This is a genomic window from Halorubrum sp. Ea1 (assembly GCF_002252965.1).
GTDB lineage: Archaea > Halobacteriota > Halobacteria > Halobacteriales > Haloferacaceae > Halorubrum.
The window spans coordinates 16,286-35,351 of sequence record NZ_NHPG01000041.1; the positions used below are offsets into that span (position 1 = coordinate 16,286).

The following is a 19,066-nucleotide window of genomic DNA, read 5'->3' on the forward strand; positions in this document are numbered from 1 at the left end:
CGCGGTTCAAAAAGGATCGCGGTCCCGGATCCCTCGCGCCCGTCGGCTTCGCGCTCGACGCCCCGGTCGCTCGGATGCGGTCCGTCCCGGCTCACTCCCGTTCGACGCCGACCCGCCCCTCCGTCGCGTCGAGCGCGAAGCCGGCGTCGCGGAGCCACCGCGCCGCCCTGCCGCCGCTCCCCTCGTCCGCCTCGGCGTGGATCAGCAGTTCCGCGAGGTCCGCCGGCTCGTCCACGTCGGTCGCGAGCCGGTGGGAGTCGACGACCGCGACGCTCGCGCCGACCTCCGCGGCGATCCGCCGGTGGTCGAGGTAGGAAGCGCCGTGGTAATCCACCCGAAACGCCGGGTGGCTCGCGACGAAGGCGTTCGTCCCGCCGCCGCGACCGGGCGCGATCGCGACGTCGGCCTCGCGACCGGCCGCGAACAGCTCCCGGAGCGCCTCGGGCGTCGCGAGCGCGAGGTCGGCCATGACGACCGCGACGGGGTCAGGGTCGCCGTCGTTCCCTTCGCCCCCGCCGCCACCGTCTCCCGTTCGCTCGTCGAGCGCCGCGTTGACCGCGTCGGTCAGCGGTCGCTCGTCGACGTCGACGGGGCACGCGAGGTCGGCCTCGACCGGCCCGGTGGCGAGCACCCGCGGGTCGCCGCCGGCGGCCCGGACCGCGTCGAGCACGTCGCGGAGCATCGCCCGCGCGAACGCCTTCCGCTCGTCCGGGTCGAGGACGGCGGAGAGCCGCGACTTGGGGCGGTCGGTCGAGAACGGGACGAGGACCTCCATCGGGAGGGTCGCCCTAGAACAGGGATTCCAGCTCGTCGCTGTCGTCGCTGACGAGCTCGTCGAGGTTCTCGTCGCTCTCCTCGCGGATCTCGTCCAAGTTGTCCTGCGCCTCGATGGCGACCTGTTGGAGCTCCTTGATCCGCGGGACGTTCGTGACGCCCGCCAGCAGGATCACCGTCGCGACGAAGCCGGCGCCGCGGTACGGGTAGTCCCCGCCGCGGACCTCCATCGAGCCGGTCTGCTCTTCGAGCCACTTCCGCCCGCGCTCGATGCCCTTCCGGTTGAGGTACTCCGGCGGTCCCGCGAGCACGAGCAGCGCGCGCTCCGCGCCCTCGATCTCGCAGGGCAGCGTGAGCCGCCCCAGCGCCGCCTTGCGAACGAGGCTGGTGATGCGGTTCGTGGTGTGCGCGCTGTCGAGCTCGTCTCCCCCGTCGTCGTTGCGGAGCCGCGAGAGCAGTCCCCCCGAGCTGCGCTCCTCGACCTCCTCCTCCGCGTAGCCGACGGTGGAGACGCCGCCCCCGGATAGCGTGTTGATGATCTCCGAGGAGTCGACGACGCTCTCGGCGACCTCCTGCCCCTGCTGGATCTCGCCGGCGCCGAAGAGGATGCCGAACCGCCGGACGATCTCCTCGTTGATCTCCTCGTAGCCGCCCTGAACGGACTCGCCCGTCTTCCGCCAGGCGTCGTTGTCGAACACCATCAGGTTGTCCACCTCGCGGACGAACGTCTGGAACGAGCGGGCCGCGTTGAGGGTGTAGATCCCGCCCTCGTCGCTACCCGGCAGGACCCCGAGCCCGTAGACGGGCTCGGTGTAGATCCGCTTGAGGTGTTTCGCGAGCACCGGCGCGCCGCCGGAGCCGGTACCGCCGCCGAGCCCGGCGACGACGAGGAACGCGTCGACCTCGTGGACCGGGATCGAGTCGATGGCACCCTGCACCTCGTCGATGTCCTCCTCGGCGATCTCCGCGCCGAGCTCGTTGTCCGCGCCGACCCCGTGGCCCTTCACCCGGGACTGCCCGATGAGTACGCGCTGGTCCTCGGCGACGTGCTCGAGGCCCATCAGATCGGCCTTGGCCGTGTTGACGGCCGCGGCCGCGCGGACGATCTCCGATCCCGTCCGCTTGTCGTACTCCAGGAATTTGTCGACGACTTTCCCCCCCGCCTGTCCGAATCCGATCATTGCAAGTTTCATCGTGTGCTCCCTCGGCCTTTGAAAGAAACAGAACGTGAAGGCATATTTAAGCCTTCGGTTGCCGTTACCATCGCTGATAGCCACCTGAGTGACACGAACGGCGCCGCGACTTCGGTGTCGTCGCCCGGATCGCCGTCACGTCCCCCGATCGACCCCGTCATCGCACGCCGAGGTGCGCGCCGAGCGTGGTCAGTTCGCCGGGGTCGACGCCGAACGCGGCGACGTCGTTGTCCGCGGTCGTGTTGTCGAACTGTAACGACCGGTACTGGTCGGGCCCCATCGGAAAGCCGGGCACGGCGCCCAGCACCGACAGGCCGATTTTGGCGAGCGGCATCGGCAGCGGGACGATGGTGACGCCCTTGCGTTCGGCCTCGTACACGAGGTCGGTCACCTGCCGGAGCGTCAGCGTCTCCGGGCCGCCGATCTCGTAGGTCTCGCCGACGTGTTCCTCCTCCTCCAGCGCGTCCACCAACATCGGAACGAGGTCCTCGACGTGGATCGGCTGGAACCGGGTCTTCCCGCCGCCGGGAAGCGGGTACAGCGGAAGCCCCGGGGCGAACATCCCCTTCAGCCGCTTGGTGAACGAGACGAACTCCCCGCCCTCGCCGAAGACGACCGACGGCCGGAAGATCGTCCAGTCGAGGCCGCTCCGGCGAACGATCTCCTCGGCCTCCCCCTTCGCGCGGATGTACGCCGTGTCGCCGTCGGGGTCGGCCCCGAGCGCGCTGAGCTGGAGGAACCGGTCGACCCCGCCCGCCTCGGCGGCGTTCACGAGGTTCTCCGTGCCGCCGCGGTGGATCCGGTCGTGCATCACGTTGCCGCCCTTCGGCTCGAACAGCGGCGAGAGCGCGACCAGATTCACCACGGCGTCCTGCCCCTCCACCGCCCCGGCGATCGAGTCGTAGTCCGTGACGTCGCCCCTGACGACGTCGACGCCCTCCGGCGTCTCGCTCCCCGAGCGGGAGAGGGCGGTCACGTCGTGGCCCCCCTCGGCGAGCGCGCGACAGAGGTACGACCCGATGAACCCGGTCCCGCCTGCTACCAACACCTTCATGCGCGGAGTAATGCGAGGAGCCCCCGTAAACCTACCGCGATGTCGGGCGGCGCGCGGAGCGGTGTCGCGGTTTCGACCTCGGCGGCCGGCCTCACTCCAATCTCGTTCAGGACCGGGATCAGACCTCGTTCCGTGCTCGCGTCCGCCTCACTCCGAGTCGCTCTCCGGCACGGTCAACACCGGCACCGGGGAGGTCCGGACGGTGCGCTCGGCGACGCTCCCGAGCAGGTAGCGCTCGACGCCGGTCAACCCCCGGGTGCCCATGACCACGAGGTCGACGTCGTGGTCCGCGATATACGACCGGATCCCGCGGGCCGCCGACGAGCCGACCTCGACGCGTTCGACCGTCTCCACGCCCGCCGCCTCGGCGACGGCGACGGCGTCCGCGACCGTCTCCTCGGACGCCGACACGAGCGCGTCGGTGCCCGAGTACGCCTCGGCCCCGATGGTCCCGACGTCGACGACGGAGAGCACGTGGAGCGTCGCCCCGCTTCGCGCCGCCAGCGCCACGGCGCGGTCGAGCGCCTCGGCGGCCCGATCGCTCCCGTCGGTCGGCAGGAGCACGTTCCGGTACGGGTACCGCGGCGCCCCGCCGTCGGGCCGGAGGCTGAGCACCGGGACCGGCGACCGGCGGACGACGCGCTCGGTCGTGCTCCCGAGGAGCAGTTGGTCGAGGCCCTCCCGCCCGCGCGTCGGCATCGCGACGAGGTCGACCTCGTGTTCCGCCGCGTACGCGACGATCGTCTCGCCCACGCCGCCCTGGAGCACCGCCGTGACGGTCTCGACGCCGCGGTCAGCGGCCCGCTCCGCGGCCGCGTCGACGACGTCCTCGCCCTCGCGTTCGAGCACGTCGACCACGTCTCGACCGACTCGCGTGACGCTGTCGTGGGTCGTGTCGGCGACGTTGAGCACGTGGACCGTCGCGTCGTGGTCCGCGGCCAGGTCGAGGACGTGGTCGAACGTCGCGTCCGCCCCGTCGCCGCCGTCGGTCGGGAACAGGATCCGGTCGAACATGCGCGGAGAGTCGCGGCCGACCGATAAAAAACGCCCGCGCCCGTCGACCGCTCACGCGCCGCCGTCGCCGCGCTCCTCAGTCGGTCACGCGCCGCCGTCGCCGCGCCCGTCTTCTCCGTCGGCTTCCGGTTTCCCGCCGCCCGCTCCGTCGCCGCCGTCGATCGACGCTATCCGCACCGTCGAGATCCGGGCACCGTCGACGGCGGTGACCTCGAAGCGGTGGCCGCCGGCCTCGGCGACGTCGCCCGATTCCGGCGTGCGGCCGAGCCGGTCCAACACGAGCCCGCCGAGCGTGTCGTACCCGTTGCCCTCGAGGTCGGTCCCGAGCGCGTCGTTGACGACGGAGAGGGAGACGGAGCCGTCGGCCTCGTACGCGCCGCCCTCCCGCGTGCGGATCGTGTGCTCGCCGCGCTCGGTGTCGAACTCGTCGCGGAGGTCGCCGACGAGCGCCTCCGCGATGTCCTCGACGGTGACGATCCCCTCGAAGGCGCCCCACTCGTCGACGACGGCGGCCATCTGCCGGCGCTCCTCCCGGAACTGGACGAGGAGGTCGCCGATCGCCGTCGTCTCGGGCACGACGACGATCTCCCGCGCGAGGCCGGCGGCCGTCGCCGACTCGTCGCCGTCCTCGCCGGCGCGCAACACGTCCTTCACGTCGACGAAACCCACCACGCGGTCGGCGTCCTCGTCGGTCACGACCGGGTACCGAGTGTGTCCCGCCTCCAGCACCGTCTCGCGGATCTCGGGGAGGGTCAGCTCGGCGGCGAGGGTCACCACGTCCGGCCGCGGCACCATCACCTCCCGGACGACGGTGTCGTCGAGCTGGAAGACGCCCTCGATCATGTCGACCTCGCTGGGGTCGACGCGGCCGGCCTCGCCCGAGCGCGCGAGGACGCGCCGGATCTCGCGTTCGCCCATCGTCTCGTCGGTCTCCGACGCGGGCGGGATCCCGATGGCGCGGGTGAAGGCGTTCGCGGCCCCGTTGAAGACGACGATGCCGGGCGAGAACAGGTAGTAGGAGAGCTTCATCGGCGGGGCGAGCATGAGCGCCATGCGCTCGGCCTGCGCGATGGCGATCGTCTTCGGCGCCAGCTCGCCGAACACCACGTGGAGGAAGGTGATGACGCTGAACCCGATCGCGAACGCGACGAGGTGGACCGCGCTCTCCGGGAGCACGGACCCGAGCACGGGCTCGATGAGCGCGGCCACCGCGGGCTCGCCGATCCACCCGAGCCCGAGCGACGCGAGCGTGATCCCGAGCTGCGTCGCCGCGAGGTAGTCGTCGAGACTCCCCATCACGTCCTGGAGCGCGCCCGACCCGGGCCGACCCTCGGCGGCGAGCTGTTCGACCGAAGTGGACCGGACCCGGACGAACGCGAACTCCGACGCGACGAAGAAGCCGTTCAGCACCACCAACACCAGCGCGCCGAACACGCGACTGACGGAGACCGCGACGGCTACCATCGATGCCTCCCTGTCGGTCGCGGCGCGGGAGCGTGGCTGGTCATGACGGTAGTTCGTCAGCGGGTCACTAAAAAGGGGCACGTCCACGCCCCCGGAATCCGGAGGGCACGTCGCGCTCGCGGAACCCGGACCGTTTATTCCCCGGCGCGTCCGAGCGCGACCATGCTGATCACGCTGGAGGGGCTCGACGGGAGCGGGAAGACGACCGTCTGGGAGGCGCTCCGCGAGCGCTACCCCGACGCGACGTTCACCCGGGAGCCCACCGACAGCTGGTACGGCGAGGCGGTCGACCGGTCGATCGCGGCCGACGACGCCGATCCGCTCGCGGAGCTGTTCCTGCTGACCGCGGACCACGCGAACCACCTCTCCGGGACGATTCGGCCCGCCCTCGCCGACGGCGACCTCGTCGTCTCCGACCGCTACTCCGACTCCCGATTCGCTTATCAGGCCGCGACGCTCGACGCGAGCGACGTCGCGCTCGGCGGTGTCGACCCCCTCGAATACATCCGACGCGTCCACGAGCCCTTCTCGCGGCCGCCCGACGCGACGGTCTACCTCGACCTGGACGCCCGCGCCGCCGCCGAGCGCGCGGGCCGCACGAACAAGTTCGAGCAGGACGGCTACCTCGCCGCGGTCCGCGACAACTACGAGCGGCTGATCGAGGCGGAGCCGGACCGGTTCGTCCGCGTCGACGCGGCGCGGTCGCCCGAGGACGTCACGGCCCGCGTCGCGGAGGTCGTCGCGGACCTGGTCGAGGAGTAGGTCGCCGCCCGCGTGATTTCGTCCGGGTCGTCCCCCTACTGCGTGTCCGGCAGCTCGTACTCCTCCGGCGAGGGCACGTAGAGGTAGTCGATGGCCGCGCCGAGCACGACCGGGAGGAAGACGAGCAGTCCGAACAGGACGGTCGTGCTGCCGAGGTTGACCCCGGCGCCGACGTTGAGCGCGCCCGTGAACACGAGCGTCGAGATCAGTAGGAGCATCGGTGTCAACACGATCGTGTACACCACCGACCCCCACGACGTCGACAGCCGAAGCCGGAAGAAGCGGGTCGTCACCCCGGCGACCAGCGTGTGGAACGCCACGAGGGCGAGGAGGCTGACGAACCCGATCAGCGCGAGCATACCTCCCGTACGGGCTCCCGGCATTTGCCCCTATCGCCCCGGCGCTGCCGGCGGCCGATCCGCGAGCGTCCGCGGCTGATCCGCGAGCGTCCGCGGCCGGTCTGCAGGCGTCCGTGGCCAGTCCGCGGCCGGTCCGCCCTGACTCCCAGTTAAACCGCGCCGTCGTTCCCCTGCTGACGCGCCGCCGACAGGAGTCCCGCGACGGGGTCGACGTACTCGTAGCCGGGGATCACGCCCTGCACGTAGGTCCCCTCGACGAAGTCGATGAGCGCCCCCGCGTCGTCGACGCCGCGTCGCTCGTTGATATCGGTCAGCTCGAACTCGACGGCGATCTCGTCGTCGCCGACCGCGACGGTCGGGTCGAACTCGCGGTCGCCGCGCGTCACGCCGCCGACGTCGACGACTCGGAGCTCGAACGTCTCGGTCCACCCCTCCTCAACCACCTCGGCGACCTCGCTCGCGGTCGCCGCCGAGAAGGTCGGCACCCGGACGGTCACCGCGAACCGCACTCGGCCGTCCTCGGCGGGCTCGGCGCGGACCGTCCCGTCGAACGCGGTCGTTTCGGAGGTCCACACGCCCGCGTCGTCCGCGGGCTCGAAGGAGCCGTGGTCCGCGAACGCGCGTCGGACCCGCCCGGGAAGCTCTGTCTCGCTCATACAGAGAGGGAGGCGCGGCGCGAACAAAAGCGCGTTGCGTCACCGGTAGTGGCACGCGAAGCCGATACTGGTGCGCCTTTGTATTCGGACGGTCAACGCCGCGTATGGCAGCGCAGTTCCTCTCGACCGAGGCGCTCCTCGAAGCGCTCGCGGACGCCTCGTTCGACCGTCCGCCGGCCCTCGTCAGCAACGCCCACGTGACCGGACTCGGCGTCGCTCGCGCGCTCGACGCCCACGACGTGCCCGTGATCGCGCTCGACCGCGCCGGCGACGCCGAGGGGGGCGGCGCGGCCGGTACCGACTCCGGCGAGGCCGGCGCGGTCCGCCACGACGGGCTCGCTCCGCCCTCGGACGCGGTCGACTTCGCGGGCGCGGTCAGCTACCCCCTCGACGACCTCGACGGCTTCCGCGACGACGTGGAGGCGGTCGTCGACGCCGCGGGGACCGAGGCGGTCGCGTTCGGCTGCATGGACGAGTGGGCGCTGGCGTACGCCGAGGCCGACCCCGACGGCGTCCGGCTCCCCTTCGCCGGGATCGACACGCTCGACGACGTGTTGAACAAGTCGTCGCTGTACGCGGCCTGCGAGGCGCTCGGCGTGCCGTACCCCGAGACGTACCGGCTGGCGGAGACCGCGTCGGCGGCGACGCGCGAGCCGGACGCCGGGGTCGACGAGGCCGCCGCCGCGCTCGGCTTCCCGCTGGTGGTGAAACCAGAGCTCAAGCGCGACTTCGAGGAGGCGTTCGGCACCAACGTGATCGAGGTCGCCGACCGCGGGGAGTTCGAGGACGTCGTGGCGGCCGCGAGCGACGAGGGGATCGCCGTGATGGCCCAGAAGCGCGTCGACATCGTGACGGGTCGGGACCACTCGCTCGCCTCCTACGTGCCGCCGTCGGGGACCGGCGACGCGCTCGCGGTCGTCGGCAACGCGGCGGTGCGGTACCCCCAGCAGTTCGGCACGTCCTGTCTGGTCGAGACGGCCGACGAGCCCGCGATCGAGGAGCGCGCCCTCGCGGTGCTCGACGACGCCGGCTACCACGGGATCAGCGAGGCGGAGTTCGTCTACGACGCCGACCGCGAGGAGTTCCTCCTGCTCGACGTCAACACCCGCCCGTGGAAGTGGATCTCGATGCCCGTCGCCGCGGGGGCGAACCTCCCGATGGCCGCCTACGCCGCGGTCACCGACGCCGAGTACGAGTCCGGCGGAACCGAACCGACCCGGTGGGTGTCCCTCCGAGACTACCTCTCGCTTCTCGCGGGCGACGACGCCTTCTGGGACCAGCTCTCGACCGCCGACTGGCGGCGGCTCGTCTCCGGCGCGTTCGAGCGCGAGGGCGACCTGACGACCGGCGTCTACCGGCCCTCCGACCCCGCCCCGGCCGCGAAGCTGTTCGAGACGGCGTTCGTCGACCGCGACTACTACTGCTCCTGTTGAGGCGACGGGCGCGGCGGTCGTCCCGCCGCGGCGAGCGGTGAACTCCCGCTCGGCGGCTCCGCCGAGTACGCGTCCGAGGGGCCCACTCGTTCGGTACGCGTCCGATGGGCCCGCTCGTTCGGTACGCGTCCGAGGGGCCCGCTCGTTCGATTCGATCGAAGCGGCCCTTACCGCTCGCCCCGACGCGGGACTCGGCCTCCCCGACGGAACGAGCGCGCGGGCGACTGCGTAAAGCCTACCAGCACGCCGACCGCTACGTTACACTCCCTCCCTCCGTCTCATGACGAACGCCCTGCAAACCGCCTTCTTCGTCTTCTCGACGGGGATCGTCGCGACGGTCCTCATCGGGCTGCGGTCCCGGAACCTCCAGGCGGTCGTGAACGGGGTCGCATCCGCCGTCGCGGCCGCCCTTCCGACGTTCACCGAGTTCGTATTCGCGCTCACAAGCGGGGCGGACGTCGCGTTCGGCCCCGCGCTCTCCGCGTGGATCGCCGTCGCGGGGTTCCTCCACATGCTGGGGATGCTGGGGTGGTACGACACCGTGCGGTGGTGGGACCACCTCACACACAGCGTCTCCGCCGCGCTCGTCGCGGCAGTCGTCTACGCGAGCCTCCGGGCCCCGTCCGCGCTCGGATCGCAAGTCTCGGGCCCCTACGCGGCCATTTTCACAGTCCTGTTCACGCTCGGCGCCGGCGTCTTCTGGGAGTTCATGGAACTGGCCGCCCGCGACCTCGGCGAGTACATCGACAGACCGCCGGTGCTCGAGTACTACGGGCTCCGCGATACGGTGCTCGACATGACGTTCAACGGGGTCGGCGCCGTCGTCGTGGTCGCGTTCGACGTCCGCGTGTTCGTCTCGGACGTCGAGCAGGTCCCGCGGGCCGCCGAAACGGCCGTCGTCGGAGGGAGCGTCCTCCTGTTCGTCGGCGCGCTCGCTCTCGGATTCGCCCTCGAACGGATCCGAAACGGCGCGACGAACTCCGACTGAGAACGTGGTGCCGCTGAAATCAGCGACACCGACACGAACTTCGCGTCGAAAACGGGTTACGACGTCGACGGCGACATCTGGATGTTGAGGCTCTTCTGGACGAGCTGGGTGAACGCCATCGAGCACAGGAAGTACCAGAGGATCCACATCTGGATCGGGCCGACGATGCCCGTGTCCCACGTGACGGTCCCGGCGAGCGGCACCACGAGCTCCTGCGCGGCGACCTCGGGGTACGCGGAGTCGGAGCCGCGGTAGCCGATCACCCAGAACATCCACAGGAACGCCGGGATGGTGAGGAACATGATCCACACCATCGGGCGGAACTGCTCTTTGAACATCCCGAGCTGGTCGCCCATCGCGTCCATCTGCTCCTCTTGGATGGCGTCGAGCGCCTCGTCGTCGTCGCGCTCTTTCGCCTCCTTACGGCGGTCTTGGATGTCCTTCATCCGCTCTTGGTACTGGCTCATCTTCTCCATGTCCATGAGCCCCGCCCGAAGCAGCGTGGAGTACAGCCCGGTCCCGAGCGCGATCACCATGATGACGACGTAGAAGGGGACGAGGTTCAACAGGGGACCGAGGACGATGTCGATCGCCCCCGCGATCGCGTCCCGGACGGGACCGACGGCGTAGCCGACGAAGGCGCCGATCGTCGCGACGGCGGCGAGCTTGTCCCACTTCGTCCACGACGTCGTCTCCGGGGTCTCGACGTCCCCCCCGTCGTCTCCGTCGTTCTCGTTCATCCCCGCCTCGATCTCGTCGGGGTCTGCGAGCGCGAAGCCGCGTTCGCCGTCGACGAGGATCTCCTTCTCGATGAGGCGGCCCCACTGGCCGCTGGTGATCTCGTCGCGGACGTCGACCCACTGGACCTCGCCGTCGGTGGCGCGGTCGAGGACGATCTCTAAGGCGTCCCGCATCTCGCCGTCCTCGTCGACGAGCGAGCGGACTCTCCGTTCGACCTTACTCATTATCGGTCGGTTAGCGGCCGACGGTTAAGAACCTTGTAGGATCGAGGCGCGGGTCGCCCCGCCGAACGCGCGCTCTTACGCCTCGACGACGTCGCGGATCCGGTCGAAGACCTCGTCCGGCGCCGCCTCCCCGTCGACCTCGACGAGGACGCCCTCGTCGCGGAAGTGGTCGACCACGGGCTCGGTGTTGTCGTAGAACACCTGGAGCCGCTCGCGGGCCGTCTCCTCCGTGTCGTCCTCGCGCTGGACCAGCTCGCCGCCGCACTCGTCGCAGACGCCCGCCTCCTCGGGCGGCTGGAAGTCGACGTGGTAGTTCGCGCCGCAGTCGTCGCACACCCGGCGGCCGGTGAGCCGGTCGACGAGCACCTCCTCGTCGACGGCGAGGTAGATCACGGCGTCGAGGTCGGTGATCTCCGAGAGGTACTCGGCTTGGTCGAGGTTTCGCGGGTAGCCGTCGAGGACGAACCCGTCGGCCTCGTCGAGCGCGGCCCGGACGATCTCGTTGACGACCGGATCGGGAACGAGTTCGCCCGCCTCCATGAACGAGCGCGGCGTCCCGTACTCCGTCTCCATGTCCTTGTTCGCGCGGAGCGCGTCGCCGGTCGTGACGTGCTCGACGCCGTACTCCTCGGCGAGCTTCGCGCTCTGCGTCCCCTTTCCGGCGCCGGGTGCCCCCAACAGAAGGATCCGATGGCTCATACCCGAGCGCTCGCTCGCCGCACGTAAAGGCTTGAAGATCCCGGCGAGCGATGGGACCGGGACGGCGAGACGCTCGGCGGACGCGCCGGCGCGGCTACGCCCCGTCCCCGTCGCCCTCGTCCTCGTCGCCATCGTCCTCGTTCAGCCGGAGCCCCATCTCCAGCTCGAAGCTCTCGGCGTTGGAGGTCTCGAACCCGATCTTCTTGTACAGCGAGACGGCGGCGCGGTTCCACCGCTCGACGGTGAGCCACACCTTCCGGACCCCCTCGGCCTGCCCGTAGCCGAGCAGTCCGCGGATGAGGTGGGTGCCGATCCCGGCGCGCTGGTACTCCTGATGGACGAAGATCGCCAGCTCGTAGGCGTCGCCGTCGGGCACCAGCGTCGCGTGGCCGGCGACCTCGTCGCCGCACCACGCGAGCACGTTGTAGCAGTCGTCGCCGAGGATCGCGTCCAGCCACTCTCGGATGCGCTTCTCCCCGCCGGGGGGGATTCCCTGTGCGCGGTCGGATGGGTCGAAGGCGTCGTACATCGCGACGAGCGACTCGTAGGCGTCCTCGGTGTCTTCGTACGGTCGGATCTCGACGGTCCGGTCCTCCCGGTCGGTGAACTCCGTGGGAGGGGCGGGGAAGCCGTCGGCCACCGTCTCCGGGTAGCGTCGATCGCTCATCTGACCAGCGTGACCGATGTCTTGGCGTTCAACAGTACGAACTCGGCTATCGGTCCGAGCGTGATCTTCCCCATCGGGCTCGTGTGCCCGCCGCCGAGGACGATCGCCTCGAACTCCTCCCGCTCGGCGATCTCGACCAGTCGGCTCCCGGGATCGCCCTCGACCCGTCTCACGTCGGCGTCGATCCCGGCGTCGTCGATCGCCTCCCGAGCGCGCTCCATCACCTCCGCCTGGGCGACCGCCGAGTCATCGTTGTCGACCACCGCCACCGTGAGGTCGTCGTTCGCGACCGCCGCGCGCTCGACGGTCCGGTCGAGCGCGCGGAACGAGTCGTCGCTGCCGCCGATCCCGCAGAGCACCTTCATACGACCCACGTCCACACGACGGTACAAAAATGGATCTCCGTGGGGGCGGTCCGGCGTCGCGGGAGCGCGGCCGCCGCTTCCAGCGACAACCCTTTTGTCCGGGGGTCAGGTTGATACGGACATGAACGACCAGCCCGGTCCCGCGTCGGACGACGCCGACGCCGGGTCGGACCCCGCCCGCGAGCCGTCGACCGACGACGAGGGGGCTCCGGGGCCCCTCGACGAGGCCGCCGCTCCGAGCGACGCCGCCGGCCCCTCGACCGACGGGACGGGCGACGTGACGCCCAGTGAAGGCGACGCTTCCGACGGCGACGCCTTCGATGACGGCGCCTCCGACGGCGATACCGCGGACGACGAGACGCCCGACGTCCCGCCGGAGGTCCGCAAGTACGAGCGGTTCAAGAAGATGGACGGCGCCCGCTACGAGCGGGTCAACGACTTCCTCCGCGACCGGACGTACGTCACGGCCCGGGAGTGGGCGATCGCTCGGCTCTGCGCCGACTTCCGAACCGAGACGGGCGTCGAGATGACGAAGATCGGCGAGAACCTCCCGGAGCTCGTCCCGTTCATGACCGACACGTACACGCCGCAGGCGGTCAACCAGGCGCGCTACTCCTTCGAGGAGAAGGTGACGAAGGCGGGCGCGACGTTCCTCTACGGCGCGATGTCCGGCTTCTTCACCGCCGAGGACTTAGACGAGATGATGTACGAGGTGACGGAGGTCGCGAAGTTCCTCCTGGAGGTCGAGGGGGTCGACCTCGCCGTCGCCGACGAGCTGGAGGCCGAAGACAAGATCAGCGAGGTGATGCGCGAGGTGCGCGCCTCCTCGGCCGGCCTCCGCGGCGAGGAGGTCCGATGTCCCGAGTGCGGGCACGTCCACGAGCCGGCCGAAGAGTAGAAGTGAAACGGATGGAGCGATTCCCGGAGGCGCTCGGCGGCCTTCCCGACCCGGTGCTGATCGTCGACACCGACGGCGTCGTCCGCGCCGGCAACCCCCGCGTCGAGCCCGTGCTCGGCTACGGGCCGGCGGAGCTGGAGGGCACCGACGTCGAGCGGTTGCTCTACGACGCCGGCGGCGGCTCGGCCGGCGCCGAGCTGTACGGCCACGTCGCCGACCCGGAGCCGCGGTCCATGGCCGCGAGCCTCGACCTGACGGCGCGGCGGCGGGACGGCACCGAGATCCCCGTCACGATCAGCCTCGGTCCGTTCGAGAGGGCGGGCGAGGCGTACCTGGTCGTCACGGTCGTCGACGTGCGCGAGGAGCGGGCGCGACAGGCGGAGCTCCGGCGCCGAACGCGGACGCTGGAGTCGCTCCACGAGGCGACGCAGGACCTCCTGAAGACGACCGACCGGGAGGTCGCCGCGGAGGCGGCCGTCGAGTACGTCGAGGAGGTGCTCGGCCACCCGATCGCGGGGATCTGGCTGTACGACGAGAGCCGGGACGCGCTGGAGCCGCACGTGTGGACCGACGCGGCCGACGAGGTCGTCGGCGAGCACCCCGTCTTCTCGGCCGACGGGCGGAGCATCTCCTGGCAGGTGTTCGACTCCGGGAAGCCGGAGTACGTCGCCGACATCCGGACGGACCCGGACCGGTACAACCCCGACTCGCCCATCCGGAGCGAGCTCGTGCTCCCGCTCGGGCGCTACGGGGTCATCAACGTCGGCGCCACCGAGTCCGACGCGTTCGACGATTCCGACCTCGCGATCGCGCGGATCTGGGCCGCGACGGTGACGATGGTGTTCGTCCGGATCGAGCGGGAGCGACAGCTCCGGGCCCGCGAGGCGGAGGTCGCCCGCGAGCGCGATCGGCTCGAGGAGTTCGCCAGCCTCGTCTCACACGACCTCCGCAACCCCCTCAACGTCGCGGCCGGCAACCTCGAACTGATCCGTACTCGACTGGAGGGTGAGCGAGCGGTCCCGCTGGAGCTCGAGACGGTCGCCCGATCGCTCGACCGGATGGGCGCGCTCGTCGATGACATGCTGACGCTCGCCAAACAGGGCACCGCGATCGACGAGACCGAGGCGGTGTCGCTGTCGGCGCTGGCCGAGGAGTCTTGGGCGAACGTCGACACGGCCGACGCCGAGTTGGTCCTCGCCGACGACCTCCCGCTCCGGGCCGACCGGAGCCGGCTCCGGCAGACCGTCGAGAACCTGTTCGCCAACGCGGTCGCTCACGGCGGCGCGGGGGTCCGCGTCGAGGTGGGCGCGCTCGACGCCGCCGGCGAGCCCGGCTTCTACGTCGCCGACGATGGGCCCGGTATCCCCGATGCGGTGCGCGACGAGGCGTTCGACGCGGGCGTGTCGACCGACGAGGACGGGACCGGATTCGGGCTGAAGATCGTCGCGGAGGTCGCCGACGCGCACGGCTGGTCGGTCGACTTCGTCGACGCGACGGGCGGGGGCGCGCGCTTCGAATTCCGGGGGGTCGAGGCGGCGGACGCCGCCGACCTCCCGGCGGACGGCGGCGCCGACGGCGACGCCGGCGACTGACCGCGACGACTGACCGCTCAGATCCCCTCGACCGACGGGAGGTGCCACGCGGAGACGCCGCTCTCGCCGACGATGACGTCGACGTTGGGGCCGCGGTCGGCGCTCGGCAGCCCGACCTCGATCCGGCCCTGTCCGGTGACGCCGTCGTCCTCCATGCTGGCGGTGATGCGGTAGCCGCCGCGGACGTCGGTGACCTCCAGGAGCTCGACCGCGCTCTCCGGATCGAGCTCGACCGTCGTCGAGAGGACCGGGCCGTCGCTCTCGTCGGTGATATCGCCGCCGACGCCGCCTCCACCGTCCGCAGCGCTCCGCCGGACGACCGTCACGACGAACTCGCGCGGGTCGTCGGTGACGTTGCAGAGCCGGACGCCGAGCGGCGGGGACGCGGTCTCGTCCGGCGGACGACCGGACGCGCCGGTTCCGACCCGCCGCCGCTCGACCGGCATCCGGAGCGTCCTGTCCGGGGCGACGAGGTACGGCACCGGTCGACCGTACAGCTCCCCCACGGACCGGGCGCCGTCGTCCTCGTAGTAGGCCGTACCGGCGTGCTGAGCGGTCGCGAAGTGCTCGTCGCCGGCGGCGTGGTCGAACGTCGCCACGGCGTCGACGGTCACCTCGCTCGCCCCGTCCCTCGCGTGGCGGTTGTGTGCGTGGACCTCTTCGTACTCGGCGACGTACGCCGCGACCGACTCGGGCGTCGGGTCCGCGGGCCGCTCCGGGAGGTCGCGCTCGGCGACCCGCCCGTCGCCGAGCGTGACGAGGTCGGTGCACCCGGCGAGCGCGCTCGCCGCCCCGCCCGCTCCGACGAGGAACGCGCGTCTGTCCATACACCTTCTTCCTCTGACACCTCAAAAGGCCCCCGATGACACAAACGCGCGTTTGTGCGTCGCTCGGGGCGTCGCGTTCGGGTCGCGTCCCGTCGTGCCGCGGTGCGCTATTTATAAATCGAGCGCGTGGTGCGTCACCGCGTCGACGCCGGTCGCCCCGTCGGCGTCCGCCCCGACGTCGAGGGTCGCGACGCGGAACTCGTCGTCCGCGCCGTCGACCGGGATGGGCAGGCCGCCGGGGTTCACCCGGACCGTCCCGCCGCGCTCCTCGACGCCGTGCGCGTGGGTGTGGCCGTGGAACACGTAGTCGTAGTCGCCGCAGTCGACGAGGGCGTCGACGACGACGCCGCTCGTCCCGTGAGTGACCGCGACCTCGACGGCGCCCTCGTCGCCGGCGCGTTCGCCGTCCCCGTCGCCGGCGCTCTCGGTGCTCCCGTCCCCGAACGAGAGCGTTCCGGCCTCGCCGTGGTAGGTGCCGAACGCCTCGACGGTCGTCTGCACCGCCCACTCCCCGTCGTTGTTGCCGCGGACGGCGTGGAAGTCGAAGCCCGCGTCGGGGTCGTCGCCGCCGACGTCGAACGGGGTCACGGAGAAGGGCGCGACGAAGTCGCCGCAGTGGACGACGGCGTCGACGCCCTCGCGGTCGAACAGCGCTACGGCCGCCTCGACGGCGGCGAGGTCGTCGTGGGTGTCGGAGACGATGCCGACGCGCATGGCTTCGCGGTCGCGGCGGAGCCGAATAAATCCGATGGGCGTTCGGATTCGACAATCGCTCCCGGGGGCGTATGAGGGATCAATAGTTTTTGGTACGCTCATTCCGGATCGGAGTGCAATGGTAGAGCACACCCGGACGCTCGACTTCAAAATCGCCTACGCGATCGGGCTCGGGACGATGATCGCGGCGGGGATCTTCTCGCTGTCGGGCACGGCCGTCGCCGAGATCGGGAGTAGCGCAGTGATCGCCTTCGTCCTCGCGGCGGTGGTCGCCGGCCTGACCGCGGCGTCGTACTCCGAGTTCGCGTCGATCTACTCCGAGAACGGCGGCGGCTACCTGTTCTCCTCGCGGACCTTCGAACACGACACGCTGATCTACGTCGTCGGCGCGATGCTGTTCTTGGGCTACACCGGCACGACCGCCTTCTACCTCGCGACGATGGACGAGTGGGTCGTTCGATTCATTCTCCCGGAGTCGCTCCACGTCCTCCCTCACGGGACTTCCGGCGTGCTCGCGGCCCTGCTGCTCGGCGCGCTCAACGCCCGGGGGACCGAGGAGAGCGGGACCTTCCAGCTGTTCGTGACGGGCGCGAAGGTGGCCGTCCTCCTCGCGTTCGTCGGCGGCGCCTTCGCGTTCCGAGGCCCGGCCGTCGCCGTCGGCAACTTCTCGGCCGGGTTCACGACCGACCCGGTCGGGATCGTCACGATCGCCGCGCTGGCGTTCATCACCTTCTTCGGGTTCTCCGCGATCGCCGCGAGCGCCGGGGAGATCATCGAGCCCCGCCGCACGGTCCCGCTCGCGATCGGCGCGAGCATCGTCACGGTGACGGTCCTCTACGCGCTCGTCATCGTCTCGATGGTGAACTCGCCGGTCCCGGCCGAGGTCATCGCCGAGGAGGGCGAGACCGCGATGGGCCGCGTCGCCGCCGGCTTCCTCGGCCCCGCGGGTCGCTCGCTCATCGTCGCCGGCGCCATCTTCAGCATGGTGAGCGCCTCGAACGCGAGCATCCTCGCGGCCAGCGGAATCGGGTCGCTGATGGGTCGGCAGGGCCAGGCGCCGCGGCCGTTCTCGCGCATCCACCGGCAGTACGGCACCCCGTTCTGGAGCGTGACCACCGCGACGGGAGTGATCGTCGCGCTCATCGTCGTCTTCATCGGGCTGTTCCCGGCGGAAGGCGGCGCGGTCCCGTTCGATCTCACGGTGTCGTTGCCGGCGCTCGGGCCGCTCACGCTCACCGACTTGGGGCTGACGACGCTCACCGGATTCGCGACGCTGAACCTGCTGCTGCCGCTCTCCGTGGTCAACATCGCGCTCATCTACTCTCGACGCCGGCACCCGGACCTCGACCGCGGATTCCGTGTCCCGGGCGTTCCGCTGATCCCGATCGTCGGGATTCTCGCGAACGTCGCGCTCATCACTAACCTCCCGGTCAAGGGCGTCATCGTCGGCGTCCTGCTCGTCCTCGGGATGCTCGCGGCGTACCTGATCTGGGGCGGCGAGCCGGACATGGACGAGCTGTACGAAGAGGTCGTCCCGTCGACCGAGCCCGGGGGCCGAGCGGAGACCGAGGGAGCGCCCGAGGCAGAGGTCGGCGCCGAAGAACCCACTGACGTGTCTGCGGGCGCCCCCGAGGTGCCGAGCGAGGACTCGTTCCGCATCCTCGTCCCGGTCGCGCGGCCGGAACGGACCGTCCGGTACGTCCGATTGGCGGCGGCGATCGGCGAGTACCAGCCGGGAGAGACGTTCGTCGACGTGATGACGGTCACGCAGATCCCCGAGCAGACGCCGTACGAGGCGGTCGAGGAGATCACCCGCGGTCGGGTGCGGCGCATCCAGGACCTGCTGGCGGCCGAGGACCTCGACGTGCCCTACGCGGTCGAGGGACACACTTGCCGGGACGTCGGGTTCGACATCGTCCAAACGGCGCGGGACGAGGAGTCGGACCTCGTGTTGATGGGGTACCCCGAGGAGCACACCGAGGTCGCCGAACACGTGGAGTACAAGTCCCCGTGCGGGGTGTTGTTCGCGAGCGGCGTGCTGGAGCCGGAGTCCCTCGACGTGGTCAACATCGGGGCCGGCGGCGGCCCGCACCACATGGACCTGCTCTCGCTCATCGACCGGATGGGCGAGCAGGACGCGGAGATCCACGTCATCAACATCACGCCGGAGGGCGGCGAGGGCCGACCGGAGAACGCTGAGGCGACCGTCTCCGGGCTTCCGCACGCCTCGTCGGTCCGGATCCACAACATCACCGCCCAGACGATCGCCGACGGGCTGGTGGACCAAGCGAGCGAGAACGGCGGTATCCTGCTCATCGGGGCCACCCGGACGCGTCGCCTCCGGCGCCGCGTCTTCGGGAGCACCCCCGACAACGTGATCAAACTCGCTCAGGGGAGCGGCGTGCCGGTGTTAGTGTACTCGAGCCCGCGCGGAGTCCAGGGGCCGATCGAGGAGTACGTGTACCCGGTGTACCGGTACCTCAGGGGGATTCAGCGCAGTCCGACGCAGACCGGCGAACCCGAGACGGAGGAGTAGTCCGAGTCGGCGACGCCCGGCTCGTGCGGTCCGGCTCGTGCGGTCCGGGGATGAACCCCGAAGAAACCCTCCCCGGTTTCCAGACTATATAAATAAACCGGCCGCG

The 19,066-nt window shown here is 70.8% G+C and carries 19 protein-coding genes; 6 read left to right on the forward strand and 13 right to left on the reverse strand.

Translation table 11 applies throughout. From position 1 onward, the window contains the following. Positions 1-91 precede the first annotated feature (91 nt). From cofC to DJ73_RS05550, 5 genes are all read right to left on the reverse strand, one after another. Positions 92-775, reverse strand: coding sequence for a 2-phospho-L-lactate guanylyltransferase (cofC, locus tag DJ73_RS05530; RefSeq protein ID WP_094557477.1), 684 nt, complete (start codon positions 773-775; stop codon positions 92-94). Between the two features lie 13 nt (positions 776-788). Further along, positions 789-1,967: a tubulin/FtsZ family protein gene (locus tag DJ73_RS05535; RefSeq protein WP_170938216.1), complete on the reverse strand. Its 1,179-nt coding sequence runs from the start codon at positions 1,965-1,967 to the stop codon at positions 789-791. 157 nt (positions 1,968-2,124) lie between these two features. After that, a complete protein-coding gene (locus DJ73_RS05540; RefSeq protein WP_094524695.1) occupies positions 2,125-3,021 on the reverse strand; it encodes a complex I NDUFA9 subunit family protein in 897 nt (298 codons plus the stop codon). A 147-nt stretch (positions 3,022-3,168) separates the two neighbouring features. Then, positions 3,169-4,035, reverse strand: a complete 867-nt coding sequence (locus DJ73_RS05545; protein WP_094557478.1) for a universal stress protein — start codon at positions 4,033-4,035, stop codon at positions 3,169-3,171. An 84-nt stretch (positions 4,036-4,119) separates the two neighbouring features. Beyond that, a complete protein-coding gene (locus tag DJ73_RS05550) occupies positions 4,120-5,499 on the reverse strand; it encodes a hemolysin family protein (protein ID WP_094557479.1) in 1,380 nt (459 codons plus the stop codon). Positions 5,500-5,661: 162 nt separating this feature from the next. On the opposite strand from DJ73_RS05550, the gene tmk reads away from it, so the two are divergent. Then, complete coding sequence (tmk, locus tag DJ73_RS05555; RefSeq protein WP_094524698.1) at positions 5,662-6,261, forward strand: dTMP kinase; 600 nt, start codon at positions 5,662-5,664, stop codon at positions 6,259-6,261. A gap of 35 nt (positions 6,262-6,296) precedes the next feature. Here the strand turns inward: tmk and DJ73_RS05560 are convergent, their stop codons facing one another. After that, the gene (locus tag DJ73_RS05560) at positions 6,297-6,620 is read right to left on the reverse strand and encodes a hypothetical protein (protein WP_094524699.1); all 324 of its coding nucleotides are present in this window, start codon (positions 6,618-6,620) and stop codon (positions 6,297-6,299) included. A 149-nt stretch (positions 6,621-6,769) separates the two neighbouring features. Next, a complete protein-coding gene (locus DJ73_RS05565; protein WP_094524700.1) occupies positions 6,770-7,276 on the reverse strand; it encodes a DUF5813 family protein in 507 nt (168 codons plus the stop codon). 104 nt (positions 7,277-7,380) lie between these two features. Between DJ73_RS05565 and DJ73_RS05570 the strand changes: the two genes are divergently transcribed. Together DJ73_RS05570 and DJ73_RS05575 are read left to right on the forward strand one after the other, a co-directional pair. Continuing rightward, a complete protein-coding gene (locus tag DJ73_RS05570) occupies positions 7,381-8,709 on the forward strand; it encodes a carboxylate--amine ligase (protein WP_094557480.1) in 1,329 nt (442 codons plus the stop codon). Positions 8,710-8,989: 280 nt separating this feature from the next. Further along, positions 8,990-9,697 carry a hypothetical protein gene (locus tag DJ73_RS05575; protein ID WP_094524702.1) on the forward strand — a complete coding sequence of 236 codons (708 nt, stop codon included), beginning with the start codon at positions 8,990-8,992 and terminating at the stop codon, positions 9,695-9,697. A gap of 56 nt (positions 9,698-9,753) precedes the next feature. Here the strand turns inward: DJ73_RS05575 and DJ73_RS05580 are convergent, their stop codons facing one another. From DJ73_RS05580 to DJ73_RS05595, 4 genes are all read right to left on the reverse strand, one after another. Beyond that, positions 9,754-10,662 carry a DUF106 domain-containing protein gene (locus DJ73_RS05580; RefSeq protein WP_094557481.1) on the reverse strand — a complete coding sequence of 303 codons (909 nt, stop codon included), beginning with the start codon at positions 10,660-10,662 and terminating at the stop codon, positions 9,754-9,756. A 75-nt stretch (positions 10,663-10,737) separates the two neighbouring features. After that, positions 10,738-11,361, reverse strand: a complete 624-nt coding sequence (locus DJ73_RS05585; protein ID WP_094527412.1) for an adenylate kinase — start codon at positions 11,359-11,361, stop codon at positions 10,738-10,740. 94 nt (positions 11,362-11,455) lie between these two features. Further along, entirely contained in the window at positions 11,456-12,028 is a 573-nt protein-coding gene (locus DJ73_RS05590; protein WP_094524177.1) for a GNAT family N-acetyltransferase, read from the reverse strand. Further along, positions 12,025-12,393: a universal stress protein gene (locus DJ73_RS05595; protein WP_094524176.1), complete on the reverse strand. Its 369-nt coding sequence runs from the start codon at positions 12,391-12,393 to the stop codon at positions 12,025-12,027. The genes DJ73_RS05590 and DJ73_RS05595 overlap by 4 nt, the downstream gene beginning before the upstream one ends. A gap of 121 nt (positions 12,394-12,514) precedes the next feature. On the opposite strand from DJ73_RS05595, the gene DJ73_RS05600 reads away from it, so the two are divergent. Together DJ73_RS05600 and DJ73_RS05605 are read left to right on the forward strand one after the other, a co-directional pair. Beyond that, a complete protein-coding gene (locus DJ73_RS05600; protein ID WP_094524175.1) occupies positions 12,515-13,291 on the forward strand; it encodes a DUF5806 family protein in 777 nt (258 codons plus the stop codon). An 11-nt stretch (positions 13,292-13,302) separates the two neighbouring features. Further along, complete coding sequence (locus tag DJ73_RS05605; protein ID WP_094557482.1) at positions 13,303-14,883, forward strand: GAF domain-containing protein; 1,581 nt, start codon at positions 13,303-13,305, stop codon at positions 14,881-14,883. Positions 14,884-14,900: 17 nt separating this feature from the next. On the opposite strand, the gene DJ73_RS05610 is transcribed toward DJ73_RS05605, so the two are convergent. After that, positions 14,901-15,710 carry a hypothetical protein gene (locus DJ73_RS05610; protein WP_094557483.1) on the reverse strand — a complete coding sequence of 270 codons (810 nt, stop codon included), beginning with the start codon at positions 15,708-15,710 and terminating at the stop codon, positions 14,901-14,903. A 111-nt stretch (positions 15,711-15,821) separates the two neighbouring features. Continuing rightward, complete coding sequence (locus DJ73_RS05615) at positions 15,822-16,424, reverse strand: YfcE family phosphodiesterase (protein WP_094527417.1); 603 nt, start codon at positions 16,422-16,424, stop codon at positions 15,822-15,824. A gap of 118 nt (positions 16,425-16,542) precedes the next feature. Here DJ73_RS05615 and DJ73_RS05620 point away from each other — a divergent pair, with 118 nt between their 5' ends. Beyond that, the gene (locus DJ73_RS05620) at positions 16,543-18,960 is read left to right on the forward strand and encodes an amino acid permease (RefSeq protein ID WP_094524172.1); all 2,418 of its coding nucleotides are present in this window, start codon (positions 16,543-16,545) and stop codon (positions 18,958-18,960) included. Positions 18,961-19,066 lie beyond the last annotated feature (106 nt).